Source organism: Photobacterium kagoshimensis, from assembly GCF_050337045.1.
Lineage (GTDB): Bacteria > Pseudomonadota > Gammaproteobacteria > Enterobacterales > Vibrionaceae > Photobacterium > Photobacterium kagoshimensis.
This window is the reverse complement of the sequence record NZ_JAKJSO010000016.1, coordinates 39,084-57,495: the sequence shown is the minus strand read 5'-3', so window position 1 is coordinate 57,495 and position 18,412 is coordinate 39,084. Positions and strand designations below refer to the sequence as shown.

The window sequence follows — 18,412 nt, the reverse complement described above, 5'->3', positions numbered from 1 at the left end:
AAAATCGATCATACCGAGTGTGATGACCACCGCTCGGTTCAAGGAGAATTATAATGAATATTCCATTCACTCAAGTACTGGACAAAGCCCAAGAATACAAAGCAGATATGACTCGCTTCCTTCGTGACATGATTGCGATTCCAAGTGAAAGTTGTAACGAAGAAAAAGTCGTTTTACGCATTAAAGAAGAGATGGAAAAAGTCGGTTTTGACAAGGTTGAAATCGACCCTATGGGTAACGTACTCGGTTGGATTGGTCATGGTCCTCATCTCATTGCTATGGATGCACACATCGATACCGTGGGTATCGGTAACATGGATAACTGGAACTTCGACCCATACGAAGGTATGGAAGATGACGAAGTGATCGGTGGTCGTGGTGCATCGGATCAAGAGGGTGGTATGGCGTCAATGGTTTACGCCGGTAAGATAATCAAAGATCTTGGCTTGGAAGACGAATATACCTTGCTTGTGACAGGTACGGTTCAAGAAGAAGACTGTGACGGTCTTTGCTGGCAGTACATCATTCAAGAAAGCAATATCCGCCCTGAATTTGTGGTATCAACCGAACCAACAGATTGTCAGATTTATCGTGGCCAACGTGGCCGTATGGAAATCCGAGTTGATGTTGCAGGTGTGAGCTGTCATGGCTCTGCACCAGAACGTGGTGACAACGCCATCTTTAAGATGGGCCATATGCTCAACGACATCGAGAAACTATCTGCCAACCTTGGCGATGACCCATTCCTAGGCAAAGGTACATTGACCGTATCTGAAGTGTTCTACACCTCACCAAGCCGCTGTGCGGTTGCCGATAGCTGTGCAATTTCGATTGACCGTCGTTTGACTTGGGGTGAAACATGGGAAGGTGCGATCAAAGAAATCGAAGAGCTGGACTCTGTTAAGAAATTCGGTGGTAAAGTCTCTATGTACGACTACGACCGCCCAGCCTACACTGGTTTAGTTTATCCAACAGAATGTTATTTCCCTGCTTGGGTGATTGATGAAGAGCATGTTGCGACCAAGACACTCGAAGCTTCTTACGAGTTACTGTTCGACAAAAAACCAACCGTAGATAAGTGGACCTTCTCGACTAACGGCGTTTCTATCATGGGTCGCTATGGTATTCCTGTGATTGGCTTTGGCCCTGGTAAAGAGCCTGAAGCTCACGCGCCAAACGAGAAAACGTGGAAAGATCACTTAGTCACTTGTGCAGCTATGTACGCTGTTATCCCTCAGATGTACTTGAGTGAACTTAAAAAATAGTTTTTGTAACGACAGAAGGAGGATATCAAGCTCTGCTTATTCCTCCTTTCCATCCTGGGGGCGTTGGTAACATCTCACCTAGGGTGGATTTCTTGTCTGTAACGCGGATGTTTTCTGTTTCTTTTGTCTATTAATGCGAGTCGACGTTTTAACGGACAAAAGAAAGAGTAACGTGAACCAAGGCTTAATTGGGTTTGCGGTAAGGCCAATTTTAGTTGACCTCTATTTTAATTGACCACTACTTTAATTGACCGCGACAAAGAGTAAATCGAAGGAAGAGACTATGTTTTCAGCGGCTTCGGAAAAAACATCACAACGCCAATCGGACAGTTTTCGTCAGTGCCAACCAAGGGCAATGCTGCTTCGCCAAGGGATCGTGGTTGATCATAGGCAAGAGCAAAAAGCCGATATTCTTATCATTGACGGTAAAATCGCTGAAATAGCCCCAGAAATTCATACTATTCCTGAGTCATGTGAAATTATTGAAGCGACGGGTTTATATGTGATGCCTGGCGGTATTGATGTCCATACCCACTTTAATATCGATGTCGGTATCGCTCGTAGTTGTGATGATTTTCTTTCTGGCACTCGTTCAGCCGCTTGTGGCGGTACCACTATGGTCATCGATCATATGGGATTTGGCCCTAAAGGATGCAGTCTCCATCATCAGCTTAATGTATACCAAGCGTATGCCAAGGATACGGCAGCAATTGATTACAGTTTTCACGGCGTTATTCAGCACGTTAATGACGATATTCTCGCTGAAATGGCATCTATGGTTGAAGAAGAAGGGATATCCAGCTTCAAGCTATATCTTACTTACGGCTATAAGCTTGATGATGCCGAGGTGTTAAAGGCACTGATGCAGCTTAAACAAGTGGGGGCGTTGGCAACCGTCCATCCTGAGAACGATGCTGCGATTGCCTTGCGGCGAACACAGTTGCTTGAGCAAGGTAAAACCCAACCTAAATACCATGCGATAAGCCGCCCGCTTGAATGTGAAGCAGAAGCTATCGCTAGAATGATCAATCTCGCCAAGTTAGCGGGTGATGCGCCGTTGTATATTGTTCACCTTTCTAATGGCTTGGGCTTGGATTATGCGCGTCTTGCGCGTAACAATCATCAACCAGTATGGGTTGAAACCTGCCCGCAATATCTGATGCTTGACGATAGTTGCTATGAAAAAGAAGATGCGCTGAAATACATTCTGAGTCCGCCATTACGGCCTGCCGCTGAGCGAGAAAAGCTGTGGGCAGGGCTAGTGGATGGGAGTATTGATACCGTAGCAACCGATCATTGTTCATTCACCTACCACGAGCAGAAACAGCGCGGCAAAGACAACTTTAGTGCATGTCCAAATGGCATGCCTGGTGTTGAAACCCGAATGCCACTGATGTTTTCGGAAGGTGTGATGAAAGGACGCTTTAGTCCACGCCGCTTTGTTGAATTAACCAGTTATCTTCCAGCCAAACTGTTTGGCCTTTATCCTCAAAAAGGGGCATTACAGGTGGGGTCGGATGCTGATTTTGTGCTGTTTGACCCGCAGCAGAATGTCACGATTAGTCACGATTTATTGCACGACAACGCCGATTACACCCCGTTTGAGAATATCCCAACCCAAGGTTGGCCAGTAATGACCATCAGTCGAGGCGAGGTGGTTGCACGCAATCGAGAATTTACAGGTAAAGCAGGGAATGGTCGATTTATCCCGCGCAAGGCATTTGATGCGAATGTTCTCTAACGTGCACGGAAATCGGTGACTTTTTGGGGGCATACCACGGTTTTTTATTATCTATATAGTCAAGTTGCCACTTTCTCTGTTTGTGTTCAACCTGCTAACTTAGCTTTAATAAAAACAAGCCCTAGCAACATAGGGCTTGTTTTATTAATGAAAAATTAACGCAGTTGTCGCACTTCAAAGTTGAAACTAAGGTTTCTACTTTCCTTTTTTCTCTTCTAACTTCGCTTTAACGATGGGGTAGAGCTGGTCGTATGGTAGGTAACCTGGTAACAATGCGCCATCAATGAGCATTGCTGGTGTACCTCGAATACCTAATTTAGAAAACAGGTTGTAGTTTTCAGCAACTTCTTTAGTCACTTCGTTATTTGGAGCGACGTAGTCGGTGGCTTTGTTCTTCTTCGCCACTTTCATGATCGAACGTGTGTTGTGGATCCCCGGTTTACTGATCAACATTTCTTCAACAGCTTTGTATTTTAGCTTGTCATTGTTCCATACGTTAAGCCCAAAAGTGGCAGAGTTGGGTAACGTATCTCTTTCCTTTAGAGCGATATAGATATTGATCACTTTGATTTCATTTGGAAAGTCATCGACTATTTTGCGAAGCACAGGATCTAACTTTTTACACCATGGGCAACTAAAGTCTGTCATGTTTACAATGGTAAGTGTTGGATTATTGGAGCCATACCAAGGGTGGTTTGGGTTGTTATAGATAAAATCATGGCTTTCGGCCAATGCTTTCTCAAAGCCGTTTTGTTGATCTATATAGGAAGCTAAGCTGTCGTGCACCGAACTAATGATCCCTTGATGGGTTTCTAACATTTGCGTTATCTCGGCAATCTTTTCTTGGTTTGTCATGGCGTAACTGACGGGCGTGAAAGCCACTGTTGCGAATAAAGTGATGATGATTTTTGTTATGAATTTCATGTTTGCGTCCATTAATATTTAGCGAGCCATAATCGGGCAGCGATACCCATTGGTGTTGTCATGCCTGAAGTAACGCTCGTTACTTTTCCGTCATTGATAACAATGAGCGTTGGCGTTACTGAGATCCCCCAATCGCGGGCAATGTTGCCTTGAGTATCATTAATGTTGTTGTAGCTATACGCTTTCGCATCCATGTAACGTTTGACCCTTTCATCTTTGCCTGAAGTCAGGGATACACCAACAACGGGATAGCTTGATGAAAGCCAATCAACAACAGGCGTGACGAATTTGCAGGCCACACACCATGTCGTCCAAAAGTAAACTAATACAGGTTCTTTCCTGCTCATCTCGATGACATCGATAGGTTCGCCAGATAGCGACACGCCCACTATTGGCGGAACGTGATGCATTGGAATATCTTTGGTCCGCCAGTCATCAACCCCAAAAACTGCCACCAGTGCAAACACGCTATAGAGCAATGTTGATGTCACCTTGTGCTTTTGGGTTTGACGGGGAGCTTTAGATTTTGCGCTAATCATTCGTCATCACCTCGCGCCTTCTCGATGGCATCCATTACCGCGTTACTGGTTAAAATTACAGGTAGCTCGATACCTTCTGGTGCACCTTTGCCGTAAACCATATTGAACGGCACCCCGAATCGATTGTGATCTTGTAGGTATGAAGTGACGGTAGCACTCGGGGTTGTCCAATCACCTTCCATTGGCACCACATCACCTTCAGTCAGTGCGCTATAGACGGGGTCTTGCAAGAGAACGCCAATCTTGTTCGCTTTACAGGTCACACACCAATCAGCGGTGACATCAACAAAAACCACGTCACCCTTAGCGACATGCTCGTTAATGGCCGCTGTCGACAAGGCTTCCCACTTTGGCTCTGGTGGCAGTATTTTTGAGGTCGTTTTCTCAAAAAATAACGATGCAGATATAACAGTGACCAGCAGCAGGGCAACGGCGCTCGCCGTCTTGATGCCATGTACTTGAATAAGCCTTATAAGGAATAGGCCAACACTGACTGCGAATATGGCGTACAGCCAGAATGGAGGGATGTGAGGCCGAAGCAGACTAAAGAGCCAAATACTGGTGATCAACATCATTGCGCCGAATAGATATTTGACACGGTTCATCCATGCCCCTGGCTTTGGTAGCGCTAAAGCAATTGATGGGAATGCAGCCACAATAATCCATGGCAGTGCCATACCAACTGCAAGGGCAGTGAAAATCCCAAACATTGCGGGGATGCTCGTCGCAAGTGCAAAGGCGACCGCTGTGCCAAGAAATGGGGCGGAACATGGCGTAGCCAATAGCGTGGCGAACATACCTTGTGTAAAGTGCCCGACATAACTATTGTCCCCCTTAGTAGCCATCCAAGTATTGGTATTCGACGAAAGGCGGATCTCGAAAAGGCCGAGCATGTTTGCGCTAAATAGGGCGGTAATGATAAACATCCCACCAATAAACCAGCCGCTTTGGAATTGAATGCCCCAGCCAATAACACTGCCTGACACTTTTAACACAGCCAAGAATGTCGCGATTAGCCAGAAGGATGTGAGGATGCCACTAGCTGATGCCAGAAACTGAAACCGCACTTGTTTTCTTGCCATGCCTTGAGCAGAAATAACCCCACTTAGCTTCATGCCGAGTACAGGGAAGACACAAGGCATAATGTTGAGGATCAGCCCACCTAATAGCGCCAACAGCACCATGCTTATCATAGAGCTATTACCCACGATGCCGTTGGTAATCGTGGCGGGGTATTCCGTGATGAAGGCTTGGTCTTTGATGCTTACGCGGATGTGTTGGTTGTTCAGATCAGGCGTGCCCATCCAGCTACTGACGTCATAGGTTGCAATGGCTTTGTTGCCCTCGATTTTGATGCGAGGAACGCCAAAGTCGGCGTCTTGCATTTCGTCTGACTCGCCATCTACGATCACATCAGGTGCAGTCCAGCCGAGTTGATGGGTAGCAATAACTTGGAGCTGTGATTTGCGAGCATCCCAAGTGGTCGATACCCCTTTAACAAGCGGTGAGTCTTTGGGAACTTCGCTCATTGCTTTGGCATAGACCAACATCGCGTCTTGATTCACGGTCATTTCACTTGGATTAAAGACCAAGTTGATATCAAAATCCGTAAGAATACATATTGTGGTACATGAAGACATGGTGAGCACCGCATGAAGCTCAACGGGTTTGTTCATGTCGTCGATATGAATATTCATCGGAAAGATGATGTTATGTTTGTAGCCCAGCGTATCTATGCCGAGTAAATTAAAACGCTGTGGAAATTTCCAGAACCATTGCAGTTGCGATATGTTCTTAGAGTCCGCCCATTTCATTTTCGGCGCAATGCCACCTTCGCCAGGGCTTCTCCAATAGGTTTTCCATTCATCGGAAAGATTCACTTCGAGATACCCAGCTGCAGTTTTGTCTTTTTCATTAACTTGTCCAGTCATGACAAAGCGCGTTTCTACATACGGGTGTAACTTGTCTTGCATCCAACCTGTTGTGACAGGTGCTGTCGATTCGCTCGCACTGGCGTTTACAGTGAATACTGAACACAGCGCAACGAATAGCCAAAGCACAACAAAGTGCAATGACATTTTGCTTTTAGGCATGTCTAATTTTTCCTTAAAAAATGAATAATATGAGTGTTAGTTAAACGCTCTTATTCTCATTCTCTAAAGACACAAATCTTGAGATGGATTCGCCGACCTTTATGAAGGATTGGCTCAGTGAATGGCGGGAAATAAGGGACGGTACTGAGCAGCCACAACACGATTGCGAGCAGCACGAAGTACATAAAAATGGCTTGATCGTTTATTTGGTGGTGATCAAAATTTATAAGGTGTTCTGAGAGATCACATTTGTCACGGGATGACTCATCTTCGGGCTGAGTGGCTTTATTAATGGTATCGCTACCATCGGTTTTGCTTACTTGCGCGACAGCGGAAATCGCAGAATCACTGTTGGCGTAAACCACTTTGCAGACTTGAAGAAGGCTCATGTTGCTGGCGAGACAGACACAGATAACCCAACCCACTAAGAATAGTGCGCTGCGAGTGAGCTTGTGTTGGTTTCGACGTGAGAGCATATCTAAGCTGCAGATGTACATGTGATGGAAAACGTAGTCAGTACGACTAAAGCAAAATGATAAAGTTCAAAGTTTTTTGAAATGGGCGGTAAATCGCGGGGCTTAGAATTTGTTGATTAGATTTTTAAGGATATGGCGCTTTGCACTAGACGCTACCTAAAGCGCACCGTTACCATACACGACAGGTTAATTTGAATAAGTAGCAATATATGTCTTTACCGCCTTGCCCCAAATGTAACTCTGAATATGTTTATCAAGATCAACAGGATTTGATCTGCCCCGAATGTGCTTACGAATGGAACCCTTCTGAAGTACTGGATGAAGCGCCAACAGAAAAAGACGCCAATGGTACACAGTTGCAAGAAGGCGATAAGATAACGCTAGCCAAAGATTTAAAAGTGAAAGGCAGTTCTTTGGTGCTTAAAATTGGCACTAAAGGCGTTATCCGACGCATCGTCGAAGGGAAGGATCATCAGCTAGATTGTAAACTGGATGGTGCTGGTGAAATGATGGTAACAGCGAAGTTTGTGAAGAAAGCGTCTTAAACGCAGCCGCTAAATAACAGGCCACGATGAAGATAAAAAAGCCCGAATTTACAGTGTAATTCGGGCTTTTTACTATTAGTCATCAGTCATCAGTCATCAGTCATCAGTCAATCTGTTAGCTGCCTAGCTAGTTTGGCTTATTTGATGTTTGTGCTCTGAATATTATACGGTTGCCGTTGCCTCTCGGCGTTTTTTAGCGCCACGTAACATGGCGTGTACCAGCTCATTGGCTTCAAACTTGGTTAAGGCTTCATGCGCGCCCACTTGAAGGGCTCGCTCTACACAGATCTCGCTTGATAGCGAGGTATGCAAAATCATGTAGGTATGCGCTAAATGCGGTGTGTTTTGGACTTCAAAAGCAAGCTCATAGCCATCAAGCCCAGGCATCTCAATATCACTCACCAAAATATCAACCGCGTGACCTGCTTGCGCTGATTTTTGCATGATGTCGAGAGCATCGTTACCGTTGGTGGCAACAAAGTATGGAATATTAATACTGTCGAGTGCGTTACACAGTTGTCGACGAGCCACACCTGAATCATCAACTAACAGAATGCGCATAGGTTTAAGCTTTTCGCGATCAATATCCGTTAACGTTGGGTACAAGGTACTTGGGTCATCGGGGTTTAAGTGCGACAGAATTAACTCAACATCCAGTAGCTGCACTAAATGGTCTTCAACTTTCGTGATCCCAGTGACATAGGTATTGTTGCCAAGTGTCTCTGGTGGTGGCGCAATAGCTTGCCAGTCACATGCGGTGATCTTATCAATACCACGCACCAAGAAGCCTACCGTCGTACGGCTACAATCGGTAATAATAATACTGCAATTGGCAAATTCTTCACGGCTGATTGGGCGATAACCAATCGCTGAGGGCATGTCGATCAGCGGCATTGTCATACCACGAATACAGACTGCACCAAGGACATGTTGCTGAGAGTAGGGCATTGCAGTGAAAGAGGTAAAAGGAACAATCTCTTGTACTTTCAGTGTACCCATCGCAAACATCTGCGCTTGTGATAAACGAAACAGAAGTAATCCCTGTGATTGACTCGCCTTGCTTTTCATTCTTTTACCTCGAATGCTGAAACGTTCCCAATACCTAATGATAATCTACTTTGCAACGTGTTGTAAGTAGAGAAAAAAAGGTAAGTGATTAATCTGATGATACTTTATGAGATGACAATTTATTATTGACTGTAAATCACCAAATAATATTTTGCCTTAATCTAAAGAGTCTGTGCCTTTAAATAGATCATAAAAGCGAACGTTTAAATTCGTTATTCGATGCGAAAGTACTTACCACTCTTTTTTCGAGTAACTTGCGTCATGTTATGTCACGAGTGTATTTCAGCATGGCTTTAAATAATGGAAAGATTAAGCAGTTAAATTAAATAACTAACACTTTGGTAGTACCTTTTCTTGTCAATAAAATGGCATTGGGTCAACTAACTGACACTTAACACATTAACCTCTTGCTTTTGACAAATATGTTTCATTCTTTTCTCTTATCTTTGATGTAGATCACACGCGCTATATGAATATTTATCTGACAATATGAGCTTATATATATTATTTGCTCATCTATGTGAGCATGTATGAATACAAAAGGATGATTCATGTTGAAAAAGTTGGCATCTATCCGGTTAAGCCAGGCTTTGGTTTTGATTTCTGGGATCCCACTTTTTATTGTGTTGGTACTATTGGCGAATCAATTTTTACTGGCGCAGACGAAAAGTTATAACGCAGCTGTAACGCGTGAAGCGATCACACTAATCACTTTGTACGATGATGTGGCGCATAACTATGCTGTGGAGCGAGGTCTAACCGCTGGCGTATTAGCAAACAAGGGTAAAGGCGCTCAAGTTGCGCAATTACAAAAGCAAAGGTTGAAGGCCGATGCAGCAGAGCAGGCCCTACGAAACTTTCAACCACAATATTTGGTGCCGAGTGACGTGACGGCTATCGGTCGTGATGTGTTATTAGAACTCAGCCGTAAATCATCAATTCGTAGTCAAGTCGATCAGCTGAATATTAAAGATTCCCCTTTTGCGTATTATTCAAATCTTAATCAGCTCGCCATTGATAATGTTCGTTTGGTGATTTCACAGTTAGATGATGCTGCAATTAAACGTAGCAGTATCGGTTTACTGTCTTTATTAATCATTAAAGAAGAGGCGGGTAAATCACGCGGCGCATTGAATGGTGTGTTTGCAGCAGGTAAAACTGACGCGATGCGTTATGGTCAAATCAGCAATTATTTGGTGCAGGGCGATTATGCTTTACGTCAGGCGGAACTGTTGTTTGAAGGTGACAACCTAACGGCTCTATCAGAGGCAAAACATGCCGCTGTATGGCAACAGGTTGATCAAATTCAATCTCAATTTTTAAGTCAACGCGATAACCTTAATGCGATCCAAGGACCACAGGCAACGACATGGTTTAAGTTAGCGACAGAGCGTATCGGAATGGTGAAAGCCATCCGCGATCAGGTTAGTGCTCAGTTAATGGACATTTCAGCAACAAACCTAGAGCAAGCACAAAACGCGAAGTTGATGATTATTGCAGGGCTACTTTTGATCGTACTGCCGATTATTGTGATGACCAGTATTTACGTGCGCATTATGAAGCGTCGTGTCAAAGAGGTAACCAATAAGCTAGGTCAAATGACAAGCCAGAATGATTTGACCATTCGCTTAGGTGATGAACATCATGATGAGATTGGTGCGATTTGCCATAGTGTTGATACGCTTATTCATGACATGGCGAAAATTATTGAAGGGGTGAATACCCTAGCAAATACCACGCAAGCCAGCTTACAAATGGTGACACAGTCTGCCGAGCAAGCAAGTAGTGCCAGTGAGCGTACCCAGCGTCGGTGTGAAAATATCGCTACCGCGATGACAGAAATGACGCAAACCAGTACTCAAGTTGCGGCGACGACCGTTGAAGCACAACAAAGTGCGGATGATGCGCGTAGCCATGCAGAAGCCAGTAACCAACAAAGTAATTCTTCATTTAATTCGGTGAACGAGTTAATTGAAGATATTGATAAAACCTACAGTCGTCTTGAAGCGCTAGAGAAGCAAACGCAAAACGTATCTGTGATCCTCGATACGATCAATGCGATTTCAGAACAGACGAACTTGTTAGCACTGAACGCCGCAATTGAAGCCGCCCGCGCAGGTGAGCAAGGTCGAGGCTTTGCGGTTGTTGCCGATGAAGTACGCACACTTGCTGGTCGTAGTAAGCAATCGACAGAAGATATTCGTTGCTTACTCGACGAGATTTGTACCAATGCGACAGCATCGTTTGAGAACATGCAGCACAGCAAAGAGTTTAGTTTTAAAACACGTGATGTCGTGAGTGATACCAAGCAATCAATTGATAAATTGCACGCGTTAGTGGATGACATTAGCCATCACAACGCCAATATAGCGCAAGCAACCGAGCAGCAGTCAGATACAGCTAAACTGGTGGATGCCGATATTGATGAACTATTAGAGCTTGCAAATGCGTCAGGTGCGCTGGTAGGTGAGATCAATAAAGAAATGCGTGACGTTGAAAGCCAAATGGCTGAGTTACTCGCGAAAACGCAAATTTTCAAAATGCCCTAAGTTAGGTATTACGCTGGTATGATTAAATGAAAACGGCCCATTAGTTGGGCCGTTTTTTTATGCGCTAAATGACTATTTACTGTGGGGCTGATGTATTTATCAATCCCATCTGAATTAGAAGGTGTACGCGAGTGATGCTTTGAAGTTACGGCCTGCTTCGTAGCTGGTGTACTTCTCTGAGCCCCAAGAAACACCAAAGCCAGTGTGCTCAGCATATTTCTTGGTAAACAGGTTATCGACTGCAAGATTAAGCGTTAGGTCCTTCGCAAACGATGGGTTGTAAGCCGCCCATAAGTTGTGCGTAGAGAAGCCTTTACGTTCGATTTCCTCTTCAACTAGGTTACCTTTCTTATCCAAGTCTTTGTCTGTGTAGCTGTTGCTTGGAACGTAACGTGCGTCCCAACCAAACACGATATCTTGGTCTAAGTGGTATTTCACACCCGCTTTGAAGTTGTGAATGCCTGTCTTATTCATGTGGCTTGTTACGCCTGTTTTCAGGTTCGTTTGCTCGCCTTTTGAATAAGAGTGGTTAGCGTAAAGATCAAAGTCGTTTAGGCTGTAAGTGAAGACTGTTTCTGTACCCCAAACTTGCACATCGTTTTGGTTCGACAGTGTGCTGTTGTTCTTGGTTGGGTGCATTTGGTTATCGACATTGTAGCGGTAACCCGTGAAACCAATAATGGCATTATCACTCGCTAACAACTCCGTTAAGCTGTAATCGAAACCAGCTTCGTAGTTGTTACCTGTCATTGCTTTGGTATCAGACTGATTCACTTTTTCGGCTGGCTTCATGGTTAGCGCTTCAGGTAGTGATGCACCTTTGAAGATACGGCCGTAGCCAATGCGGAATTTCAGCTTGTCTGTCGCTTGGTATTCACCTTTAAATTTCGGAGACAGTTGGCTGAAGTTGCCATCAAATACCCCACCTAATTGGTGAATATCGTAGCGAAGACCGGTTGTTAAACGGAATTGGTTGAATTCAAACATATCTTGAATATACAAGCTGTGCGCCGTAACCGTACCGCCATCCATGCCGTATTTTTGTGTTTGGCCTTTACGCGTACCAGAGATGATCTTGCCGTCATCCGCATCGATCCACTGTTTTGCATGGTAAGCTTCGTAACCGTAAGTCAGTTCGTGTTCGCCTACCCAAGATATGTTGCGAATATCGCCACCTACAGTGGTTACATTGTATTCACGCTTAGGTATGTCCACCTTGCCATCTTCAATCCAGTTACCGTTACTATCACGATCCCATAGTGAATCTATTTGTTGGTCGCGGTTTAGATATTGGCGGTTGTAGTAAAGCTGGGTTTTAAGGTTAACTAAGTCGCTACCCGCATCATAGTGGTGTTGGAAGGTGACGGTATCGCGGCTAATGGCATTGTAGTTGTGCTCATCGTGTGCGTATAGCGTACCATTTTTCTCGCCTGATAGTTGGCGTTTACCCCCATCTTGGTAGTGGTTTACACTCAGTTTGAGCTCGTTGTTATCATTAGGCATGAAGACAACTTTTGCCATACCTGATTTCAGAGTACCTTGCTTTGAGGTTACAGCGTCGTGATCAGGAATGTAAAGCTCGCCATCTTCAGACCAGTTACCAATCCCCATGAATTGCCATTGATCGTTAATTTTGGTGTAGACAGAGACGTTCACGCCTTTACGTTCGTAAGCGCTTTGGTAGCTTGTTTTAACGCGGGCACCAAAAGTCTCTCCCTCTTTAAGCAGATCTTCAGGATCTTTGGTTTCGTAACGGAATGAACCGTTTACCACGCCTGAACCGCTAAGTGCTGAATTTGCACCTAGCTCGATTTCAGCGACTTTGAGTAGTTCTGGATCGATCGTCTGATCGCCCGTGTGGTGGAATAGCTGGCCTTCTTGGCGGGCACCATCAATAGTGACTACCGCGTATTTGTCTTCCATGCCACGTACAAATACTTTACGTGAGTAACGGGCATTACCGTCGACTGTTACGCTTGGCATAGTGTTCAAAATATCTTTAATGTCTGATGCTTGCTTCTGTTCAAGCGTGTCAGCATCGATAGACGTTTGGATATGACTGTCAAGGGCTGAGCCCGTTACAACGATGGTCTCTTCTTTTTGCGTATCAGCAGCAAGCGCTGCGGTAGAAGCTAATGTGGCTGCAATGGCCACTGAAAGTAATTTTAGTTTCATATTTATTAGTTATGCGTAATGGCTGTCCATAGTGGGAGCGCATTCTTACATGTAACGAATTGATAATCGTTATCGTTTACGTTATTTACATTCAGATACATTTTTATGGCAAAAAGGATTAGAAAGTTGCTTATAAAATACTTCTTATTGAAATAGACTAGTCGCTTCTATAATATTGCATTCAAAATGCCACTTAATAATTTGAGTATGGTACTGTCAGTTTCAAGGAGAAGATATGAGTTTTAAAGCGGTTTATTTTTACTTTCTGGGTTTTGCATTAGTACTTTCAATGGCTGCGCCATTTGCTATTTTTGCGTAGTGTTATCTTCATCAAGTTACTGTAAGAAAAGGTCGCGTTGCGGCCTTTTTTGTATCAAAAGAGCGTAGATTACTATTTGATACTTATAATAAATATGAACTTCGCAACATTTTGTACGCTGAGGCGATTTCCACAATACTGGCATTACACCATTCTGATTTAGCCAAAGGTGCCAAAGCGGACGGTGACGTGTTAACGATCCCTGCGTGGACGCCAGTAGTCTTTGTTATGCCTCGTGCAGCACAGCGTGGAGTGGGTATTCCTGTTTCGGCGAAATAAGTTGAAGTGAGTGAGGGCATTCGTAATATAAGTGCCTATTTATCAATACCTATATATAAGCGCCTATCTGTCTGGATAGGCGCTTTATTTTGATTAAGTTATGATTGGGTAACCACTTCTAGGTTGTCTGTAGTTTCATTATCATCAACGGCATACTTAGACTTTATCGTTGCTTGAACTTGCTCAAGGAACGCACCGTTCAATTTATAGTATTTGAAGTATATGAATAAGGTCAGCCCATAGAAGAAAGCTGGCAAACCTATCATAATTAACTGCATACCAAAGATGGTTTCACTAGATTGTTCAATGTTTGGTACATAGCCCACAATTGTCAAAATCACCCCAATAAAGAATGAAGCAAGTGCTGAACCGCCTTTAACAACCATAGTTTGAACTGAATAAGCGACGCTTTCACAACGAATACCTAATTTATATTCGCCATAGTCAACGGTGTCTGCAACCATAATAACTTGCAGTACCCAGAACAGGGCATTACCCACAGTCATAAACACGCCTGCGGTTGTCACGGTAAACGCACTCGCTGCATCAAACATGCTAATCGCAATTAAAATACCAGAACCTATTAGTGGGCATATACAAGAAGCCGCCCATAGTTGTCGGCGGGTAAATTTCATTGCAAGTTTAGGAAAGAGTGCAGTAGCAATAAGATTAGCAATGGTTGCGTAAGCCATATAGAAAGGGAACAGCGCGGGATCACCAATTACATAAGTAAAATAGTAAACGGCAAACCCTGTGATGATGTTACCTGCTAAATTCTTTGATAGCGCCATACATAGCAAGCTAGATAATTGATCATTTTGGTGGATCAACGAGAGCATTTTTTTAAGCGAAAGGCGATCACTCGTTTCTGTTTCCGATGTTTTGTCTTTAACATTGTCTGTTGTGTATTTTTCTTTCACATTGGTCAGCGTGATAACCGTAGAGACGATAAAGAAACCAATCAAAATAGAAGCAAATACAGTGAACCCATACCCTTTATCGTCACCGCCAAAGTAATCAACAATAGGCATGGCTATGGCGGCAGATAGCGCCCAAGCTAGGCTTGCGAAAAAACGAGGAAACGGCACAAGTGCTTCGCGTTCTTTCTTGTCCATGGTTAATGTAGGGACCAATGACCAGAAAGGAATATCCATGAGGGTGTAAGTCATGCCCCACAAGATATAAGTAACAGCAGCATAAACAATTAATGCAGTGCCTTCAAAGTGGTGGGCTTGAAAGAGCATGAACAGAACAATGGAATTAGAAAGCGTACCGATTAGCAGCCAAGGTTTAAACTTTCCCCACCGTGATCGCGTGCTATTAACTATCCAACCCATTATCGGGTCATTGATAGCATCCCATATACGGGCAATAAGGAAAATAGAGCCGACTATACCAGCGGAAATACCTGCAACATCGGTGTAATAAAACATCAAGTACATGTATACGATGGTGATGGCGAAATCTTTACCAAATGCGCCAAATCCGTAGCTAAGTTTAGTTTTCATTGAAATTGACATAAACATCCTTATGTACAACAACATACGATTAATAAATTGTGAGGGGGAACTTGTCGCTAGGTAGCGAGCTAAGTTCAGAGGTGTCAGTGCTTTTTAATTAAGTCGCTAAATAAGCAGTGACTTAAATAATTAATGACACAATCTACACGTATTAAATCGAACTATTCTTCTCGGTAATCGACAACACTATCCCATTTTCTAAAATTTATCGGTTGAGTTAATAAAAAATGAGTAAATAGGAAAGTTGTCCATATAGTACGGATAGTTAACGGTGCGAAAGGGGGCGATTTACAGGATTTGATGTGAGCGTCTTATTTTGCCGCCAAATTCTTGAGGTTGTGAGAATGAATGTTGTTAGTCGTACATTATTATCGCTACACCTAAGAAAAAAGCCTCGCTTCATTGATTGCTCGATTGAAGTGAGGCTTTTTTTCAACGGCTAAATGATGCTAATGAATTAAGCAAACCGAATGATTAACGGGGTTATTACCACGTGTATTTAATCCCCACACGGTAACGGATTTGTCTTTCATCGCTAGTGCGGCTTTGTTTCACTTGGCCCACTTCAACAAATGGACGCCAGTTTTCACCGTCTGCGGTCTTAATCGAGTACATCACGCGCGCATTGTGTAAGTAGTCGGTGGAGCCGTTATCAAATAGTGGTTGCGCGTTGTCAGACATCTCTTTCCAGAATTGGAACTCGTATTGGAAGTCCCAATCTCCTGTTTTATAACCTAGCCAAGTATCAAATTGTTGGATTTTTGAATGGTAGCTATTGCCGTCAGTACCTTGTTGACCGTAATCCCAGAATTTCCACTTATAACGACCTTGGATACGGAAACCGTTGTCGAACGCGTAGTTCAAACGTGCATACGGCACGTAGACAAGACCCGCAGAAGTAAAGTCGAGTGAGGTACCAACTAACCCAACGATGTTCTTATTCAGTTTCTTGTAATAGAAGGCTGAAAACTCTGAGCCATTCATGGTCATCGCATCGAAGGCGCCGTCATCATTTGAGTAACGTGCATCGAGTTCAAAACCAATGTTTTTACCTGTATCTAAAAAGGCTTTAAAACGATCAGCATGTTTTTCTGAACCGTCTAAATATTGGTGGCGGTATTCAACCGTAGTTTTATAGTCGTTAGCCAGGGCTTGTGCTGATGATGCTGCTAATAAAGAGGCCAGCATAAATTTCGTTGTCGTGTTCATAATAACCTTATTGTTTAAGTTGGTATTTGATTGAGTTGTGAATGTTTAATTAGGTGTAAGCATTGGCGGTATTGGCGGGTACTTCGGTCGGGCGCCAAGGATCACCGGTATGTTCAAGCCAAGGCATCAATTCCTCTTCGACTAATTGATGTACTAGGCTTTCATTTTCCTCGGCGATGTTTTGCATTTGATAGGGATCTTGCTGGTTGTCGTGCAGTACCACAGTCAGTGGTTTACCAATTTTTCTATCCATCATGAGGGTGTAGCGATCGGTTCTTACGCCACGGCGGCCATAGGATTGCCCGCCGTATGGCATAAAGGTGTAGAACTGCGAGCTAGGTTTATCATCCCCTTCGATGCCATTGATGGTATTGGCAAAGTTAGCCCCTTCAACGGTATCTGGGATCAGATCAGGGATACCCATTAAGCCAAATAAGGTTGGGTAAATATCCGGTGCTGAGAATAAGAGATCATCTTGGCGTGGGGCGAGTTTTCCTGGCCAACGGAACATCATAGGGATCCGCATAGACTCATCGTAATGGTTGTTTTTGGTTGGCATACCGTGTGAACCAAGGCAGCAGCCATGATCCGAGAAGAAGACCACAAGGGTTTCCTCTTCAAGACCTAAGCGGTCAAGCTCGTCGACAATACGGCCAAACTGCTCATCAACCCCATTAACCATCGCCATGTATTCTTTGAAATACTCAGGGCCGTAACCTTCAAGGTATTCCTTATCCCACTGCACATTTGGTCGGGTATTCAGCGCTTGTGAGGTTTTATCTTTATAACGATCTAAATATTTTTGCGGTACTTGGTCGTAAGGCGAGTGGGGTGGGTTCATCGACACCACTAACGTAAAGGGCTTATCGCTATCACGGTAGGCGCCGTTTTCATTGCGTAAGTATTTAATCGCAATGTCAGCTTCGTGTTCTGGACTCCATTGATTCACTTTGATCGGCTGATCACGTGGTGTTTCATTGGTCCAGTACATAGGTGTTAGGTGTTTATCGTAAGTGCCGTAGGCATACCAAAAGTCGAAACCATGACGACGATCTGGGGCTGTCCAATCATTCCAGTAACGGCCTTCCATTGGGTTGTTATAGCTTGGAATAAAGGGAGCTTCTGGCGTATCAAGGTGCCATTTTCCGATATAGCCCATGCTATAGCCTTGATCTTTCAAAATATCTGACCAAGTACGGGTCTGTTTCTTTAATTCAATTCCAAAATCTTTACCGCCAAATTTGCCCGGCATTGCGGTATGGCTGTTGCCTTGAATGCCGTTACGGTAAGGGTATTGCCCTGTCATCAGCATGCCACGGAAAGGGGTACAAAGCGGGAAGTTAGACACAGCCTGACGCAGTACCACACTCTGTTTCGCAAAGCGGTTCAGGTGTGGCGTGTCAGACGGGTCTTGCTTCATAAACCCTAACGCGTGGGCACGCATTTCGTCAGGAAAGACGATCAGTAAATTGGGTTGTTTCTTTGGTGGTGCTTTGCTGTCACTAGCGGTGAGGGTACTGGGTGATGTGGCACACCCTGCCGTTGCCGCGACAGCACTGGTGGCTGCCATGCCTTTTAGTAGGCTACGTCGCGAGATAGACATATGGTCTCCTGAAAGTGAAACGTATTGGATGTTTAAAAACAAATGAAAGGTCTACTTTCTTTCATTAATCTTGTGTTTGGTTATTTTTATGACCTAGCGCGATTAAT

At 44.0% G+C, this 18,412-nt stretch carries 14 protein-coding genes; 5 read left to right on the top strand and 9 right to left on the bottom strand.

Features of this window, described 5'->3' with window-relative positions; translation table 11 throughout:
* The first annotated feature begins 53 nt into the window (after window positions 1-53).
* Both L4C35_RS15480 and hydA read left to right on the top strand, forming a co-directional pair.
* Window positions 54-1,265 (top strand): YgeY family selenium metabolism-linked hydrolase, encoded by a 1,212-nt coding sequence (locus L4C35_RS15480; RefSeq protein ID WP_428463738.1) that lies wholly within the window; start codon window positions 54-56, stop codon window positions 1,263-1,265.
* Between the two features lie 283 nt (window positions 1,266-1,548).
* Complete coding sequence (gene hydA, locus L4C35_RS15475) at window positions 1,549-3,006, top strand: dihydropyrimidinase (protein WP_428463737.1); 1,458 nt, start codon at window positions 1,549-1,551, stop codon at window positions 3,004-3,006.
* Between the two features lie 195 nt (window positions 3,007-3,201).
* On the opposite strand, the gene L4C35_RS15470 is transcribed toward hydA, so the two are convergent.
* From L4C35_RS15470 to L4C35_RS15455, 4 genes are read right to left on the bottom strand one after another with little or no spacing between them, the layout of a single operon-like run.
* Window positions 3,202-3,930 (bottom strand): thioredoxin fold domain-containing protein, encoded by a 729-nt coding sequence (locus L4C35_RS15470; RefSeq protein WP_428463736.1) that lies wholly within the window; start codon window positions 3,928-3,930, stop codon window positions 3,202-3,204.
* Between the two features lie 11 nt (window positions 3,931-3,941).
* The gene (locus L4C35_RS15465; RefSeq protein WP_428463735.1) at window positions 3,942-4,469 is read right to left on the bottom strand and encodes a protein disulfide oxidoreductase; all 528 of its coding nucleotides are present in this window, start codon (window positions 4,467-4,469) and stop codon (window positions 3,942-3,944) included.
* Window positions 4,466-6,562 carry a protein-disulfide reductase DsbD family protein gene (locus L4C35_RS15460; RefSeq protein WP_428463734.1) on the bottom strand — a complete coding sequence of 699 codons (2,097 nt, stop codon included), beginning with the start codon at window positions 6,560-6,562 and terminating at the stop codon, window positions 4,466-4,468. The genes L4C35_RS15465 and L4C35_RS15460 overlap by 4 nt, the downstream gene beginning before the upstream one ends.
* Before the next feature lie 56 nt (window positions 6,563-6,618).
* Window positions 6,619-7,038 carry a hypothetical protein gene (locus tag L4C35_RS15455; protein ID WP_428463733.1) on the bottom strand — a complete coding sequence of 140 codons (420 nt, stop codon included), beginning with the start codon at window positions 7,036-7,038 and terminating at the stop codon, window positions 6,619-6,621.
* 209 nt (window positions 7,039-7,247) lie between these two features.
* On the opposite strand from L4C35_RS15455, the gene L4C35_RS15450 reads away from it, so the two are divergent.
* Window positions 7,248-7,583, top strand: a complete 336-nt coding sequence (locus L4C35_RS15450; protein ID WP_428463732.1) for a zinc ribbon domain-containing protein YjdM — start codon at window positions 7,248-7,250, stop codon at window positions 7,581-7,583.
* 162 nt (window positions 7,584-7,745) lie between these two features.
* Here the strand turns inward: L4C35_RS15450 and L4C35_RS15445 are convergent, their stop codons facing one another.
* Complete coding sequence (locus tag L4C35_RS15445; protein WP_428463731.1) at window positions 7,746-8,651, bottom strand: chemotaxis protein; 906 nt, start codon at window positions 8,649-8,651, stop codon at window positions 7,746-7,748.
* Window positions 8,652-9,202: 551 nt separating this feature from the next.
* On the opposite strand from L4C35_RS15445, the gene L4C35_RS15440 reads away from it, so the two are divergent.
* A complete protein-coding gene (locus L4C35_RS15440) occupies window positions 9,203-11,200 on the top strand; it encodes a methyl-accepting chemotaxis protein (protein WP_428463730.1) in 1,998 nt (665 codons plus the stop codon).
* A gap of 114 nt (window positions 11,201-11,314) precedes the next feature.
* Here L4C35_RS15440 and L4C35_RS15435 read toward each other — a convergent pair whose 3' ends face one another.
* A complete protein-coding gene (locus tag L4C35_RS15435) occupies window positions 11,315-13,375 on the bottom strand; it encodes a TonB-dependent receptor (protein WP_428463729.1) in 2,061 nt (686 codons plus the stop codon).
* Between the two features lie 430 nt (window positions 13,376-13,805).
* Between L4C35_RS15435 and L4C35_RS15430 the strand changes: the two genes are divergently transcribed.
* Entirely contained in the window at window positions 13,806-13,973 is a 168-nt protein-coding gene (locus L4C35_RS15430; protein WP_428463728.1) for a hypothetical protein, read from the top strand.
* 98 nt (window positions 13,974-14,071) lie between these two features.
* Here L4C35_RS15430 and melB read toward each other — a convergent pair whose 3' ends face one another.
* The 3 genes from melB to L4C35_RS15415 all read right to left on the bottom strand — a co-directional run bounded on the left by melB (window position 14,072) and on the right by L4C35_RS15415 (window position 18,305).
* Window positions 14,072-15,493: a melibiose:sodium transporter MelB gene (melB, locus tag L4C35_RS15425; protein ID WP_428463727.1), complete on the bottom strand. Its 1,422-nt coding sequence runs from the start codon at window positions 15,491-15,493 to the stop codon at window positions 14,072-14,074.
* 486 nt (window positions 15,494-15,979) lie between these two features.
* Window positions 15,980-16,702, bottom strand: coding sequence for an oligogalacturonate-specific porin KdgM family protein (locus L4C35_RS15420; RefSeq protein WP_428463726.1), 723 nt, complete (start codon window positions 16,700-16,702; stop codon window positions 15,980-15,982).
* 49 nt (window positions 16,703-16,751) lie between these two features.
* Entirely contained in the window at window positions 16,752-18,305 is a 1,554-nt protein-coding gene (locus L4C35_RS15415; RefSeq protein WP_428463725.1) for a sulfatase family protein, read from the bottom strand.
* Window positions 18,306-18,412: the final 107 nt, after the last annotated feature.

Bases quoted from the DNA above. Each gene is read 5' to 3' on its own strand.
- L4C35_RS15480 (WP_428463738.1), top strand. From the start codon at position 54: ATGAATATTCCATTCACTCAAGTACTGGACAAAGCCCAAGAATACAAA.
- hydA (WP_428463737.1), top strand. From the start codon at position 1,549: ATGTTTTCAGCGGCTTCGGAAAAAACATCACAACGCCAATCGGACAGT.
- L4C35_RS15470 (WP_428463736.1), bottom strand. From the start codon at position 3,930: ATGAAATTCATAACAAAAATCATCATCACTTTATTCGCAACAGTGGCT.
- L4C35_RS15465 (WP_428463735.1), bottom strand. From the start codon at position 4,469: ATGATTAGCGCAAAATCTAAAGCTCCCCGTCAAACCCAAAAGCACAAG.
- L4C35_RS15460 (WP_428463734.1), bottom strand. From the start codon at position 6,562: ATGCCTAAAAGCAAAATGTCATTGCACTTTGTTGTGCTTTGGCTATTC.
- L4C35_RS15455 (WP_428463733.1), bottom strand. From the start codon at position 7,038: ATGCTCTCACGTCGAAACCAACACAAGCTCACTCGCAGCGCACTATTC.
- L4C35_RS15450 (WP_428463732.1), top strand. From the start codon at position 7,248: ATGTCTTTACCGCCTTGCCCCAAATGTAACTCTGAATATGTTTATCAA.
- L4C35_RS15445 (WP_428463731.1), bottom strand. From the start codon at position 8,651: ATGAAAAGCAAGGCGAGTCAATCACAGGGATTACTTCTGTTTCGTTTA.
- L4C35_RS15440 (WP_428463730.1), top strand. From the start codon at position 9,203: ATGTTGAAAAAGTTGGCATCTATCCGGTTAAGCCAGGCTTTGGTTTTG.
- L4C35_RS15435 (WP_428463729.1), bottom strand. From the start codon at position 13,375: ATGAAACTAAAATTACTTTCAGTGGCCATTGCAGCCACATTAGCTTCT.
- melB (WP_428463727.1), bottom strand. From the start codon at position 15,493: ATGTCAATTTCAATGAAAACTAAACTTAGCTACGGATTTGGCGCATTT.
- L4C35_RS15420 (WP_428463726.1), bottom strand. From the start codon at position 16,702: ATGAACACGACAACGAAATTTATGCTGGCCTCTTTATTAGCAGCATCA.
- L4C35_RS15415 (WP_428463725.1), bottom strand. From the start codon at position 18,305: ATGTCTATCTCGCGACGTAGCCTACTAAAAGGCATGGCAGCCACCAGT.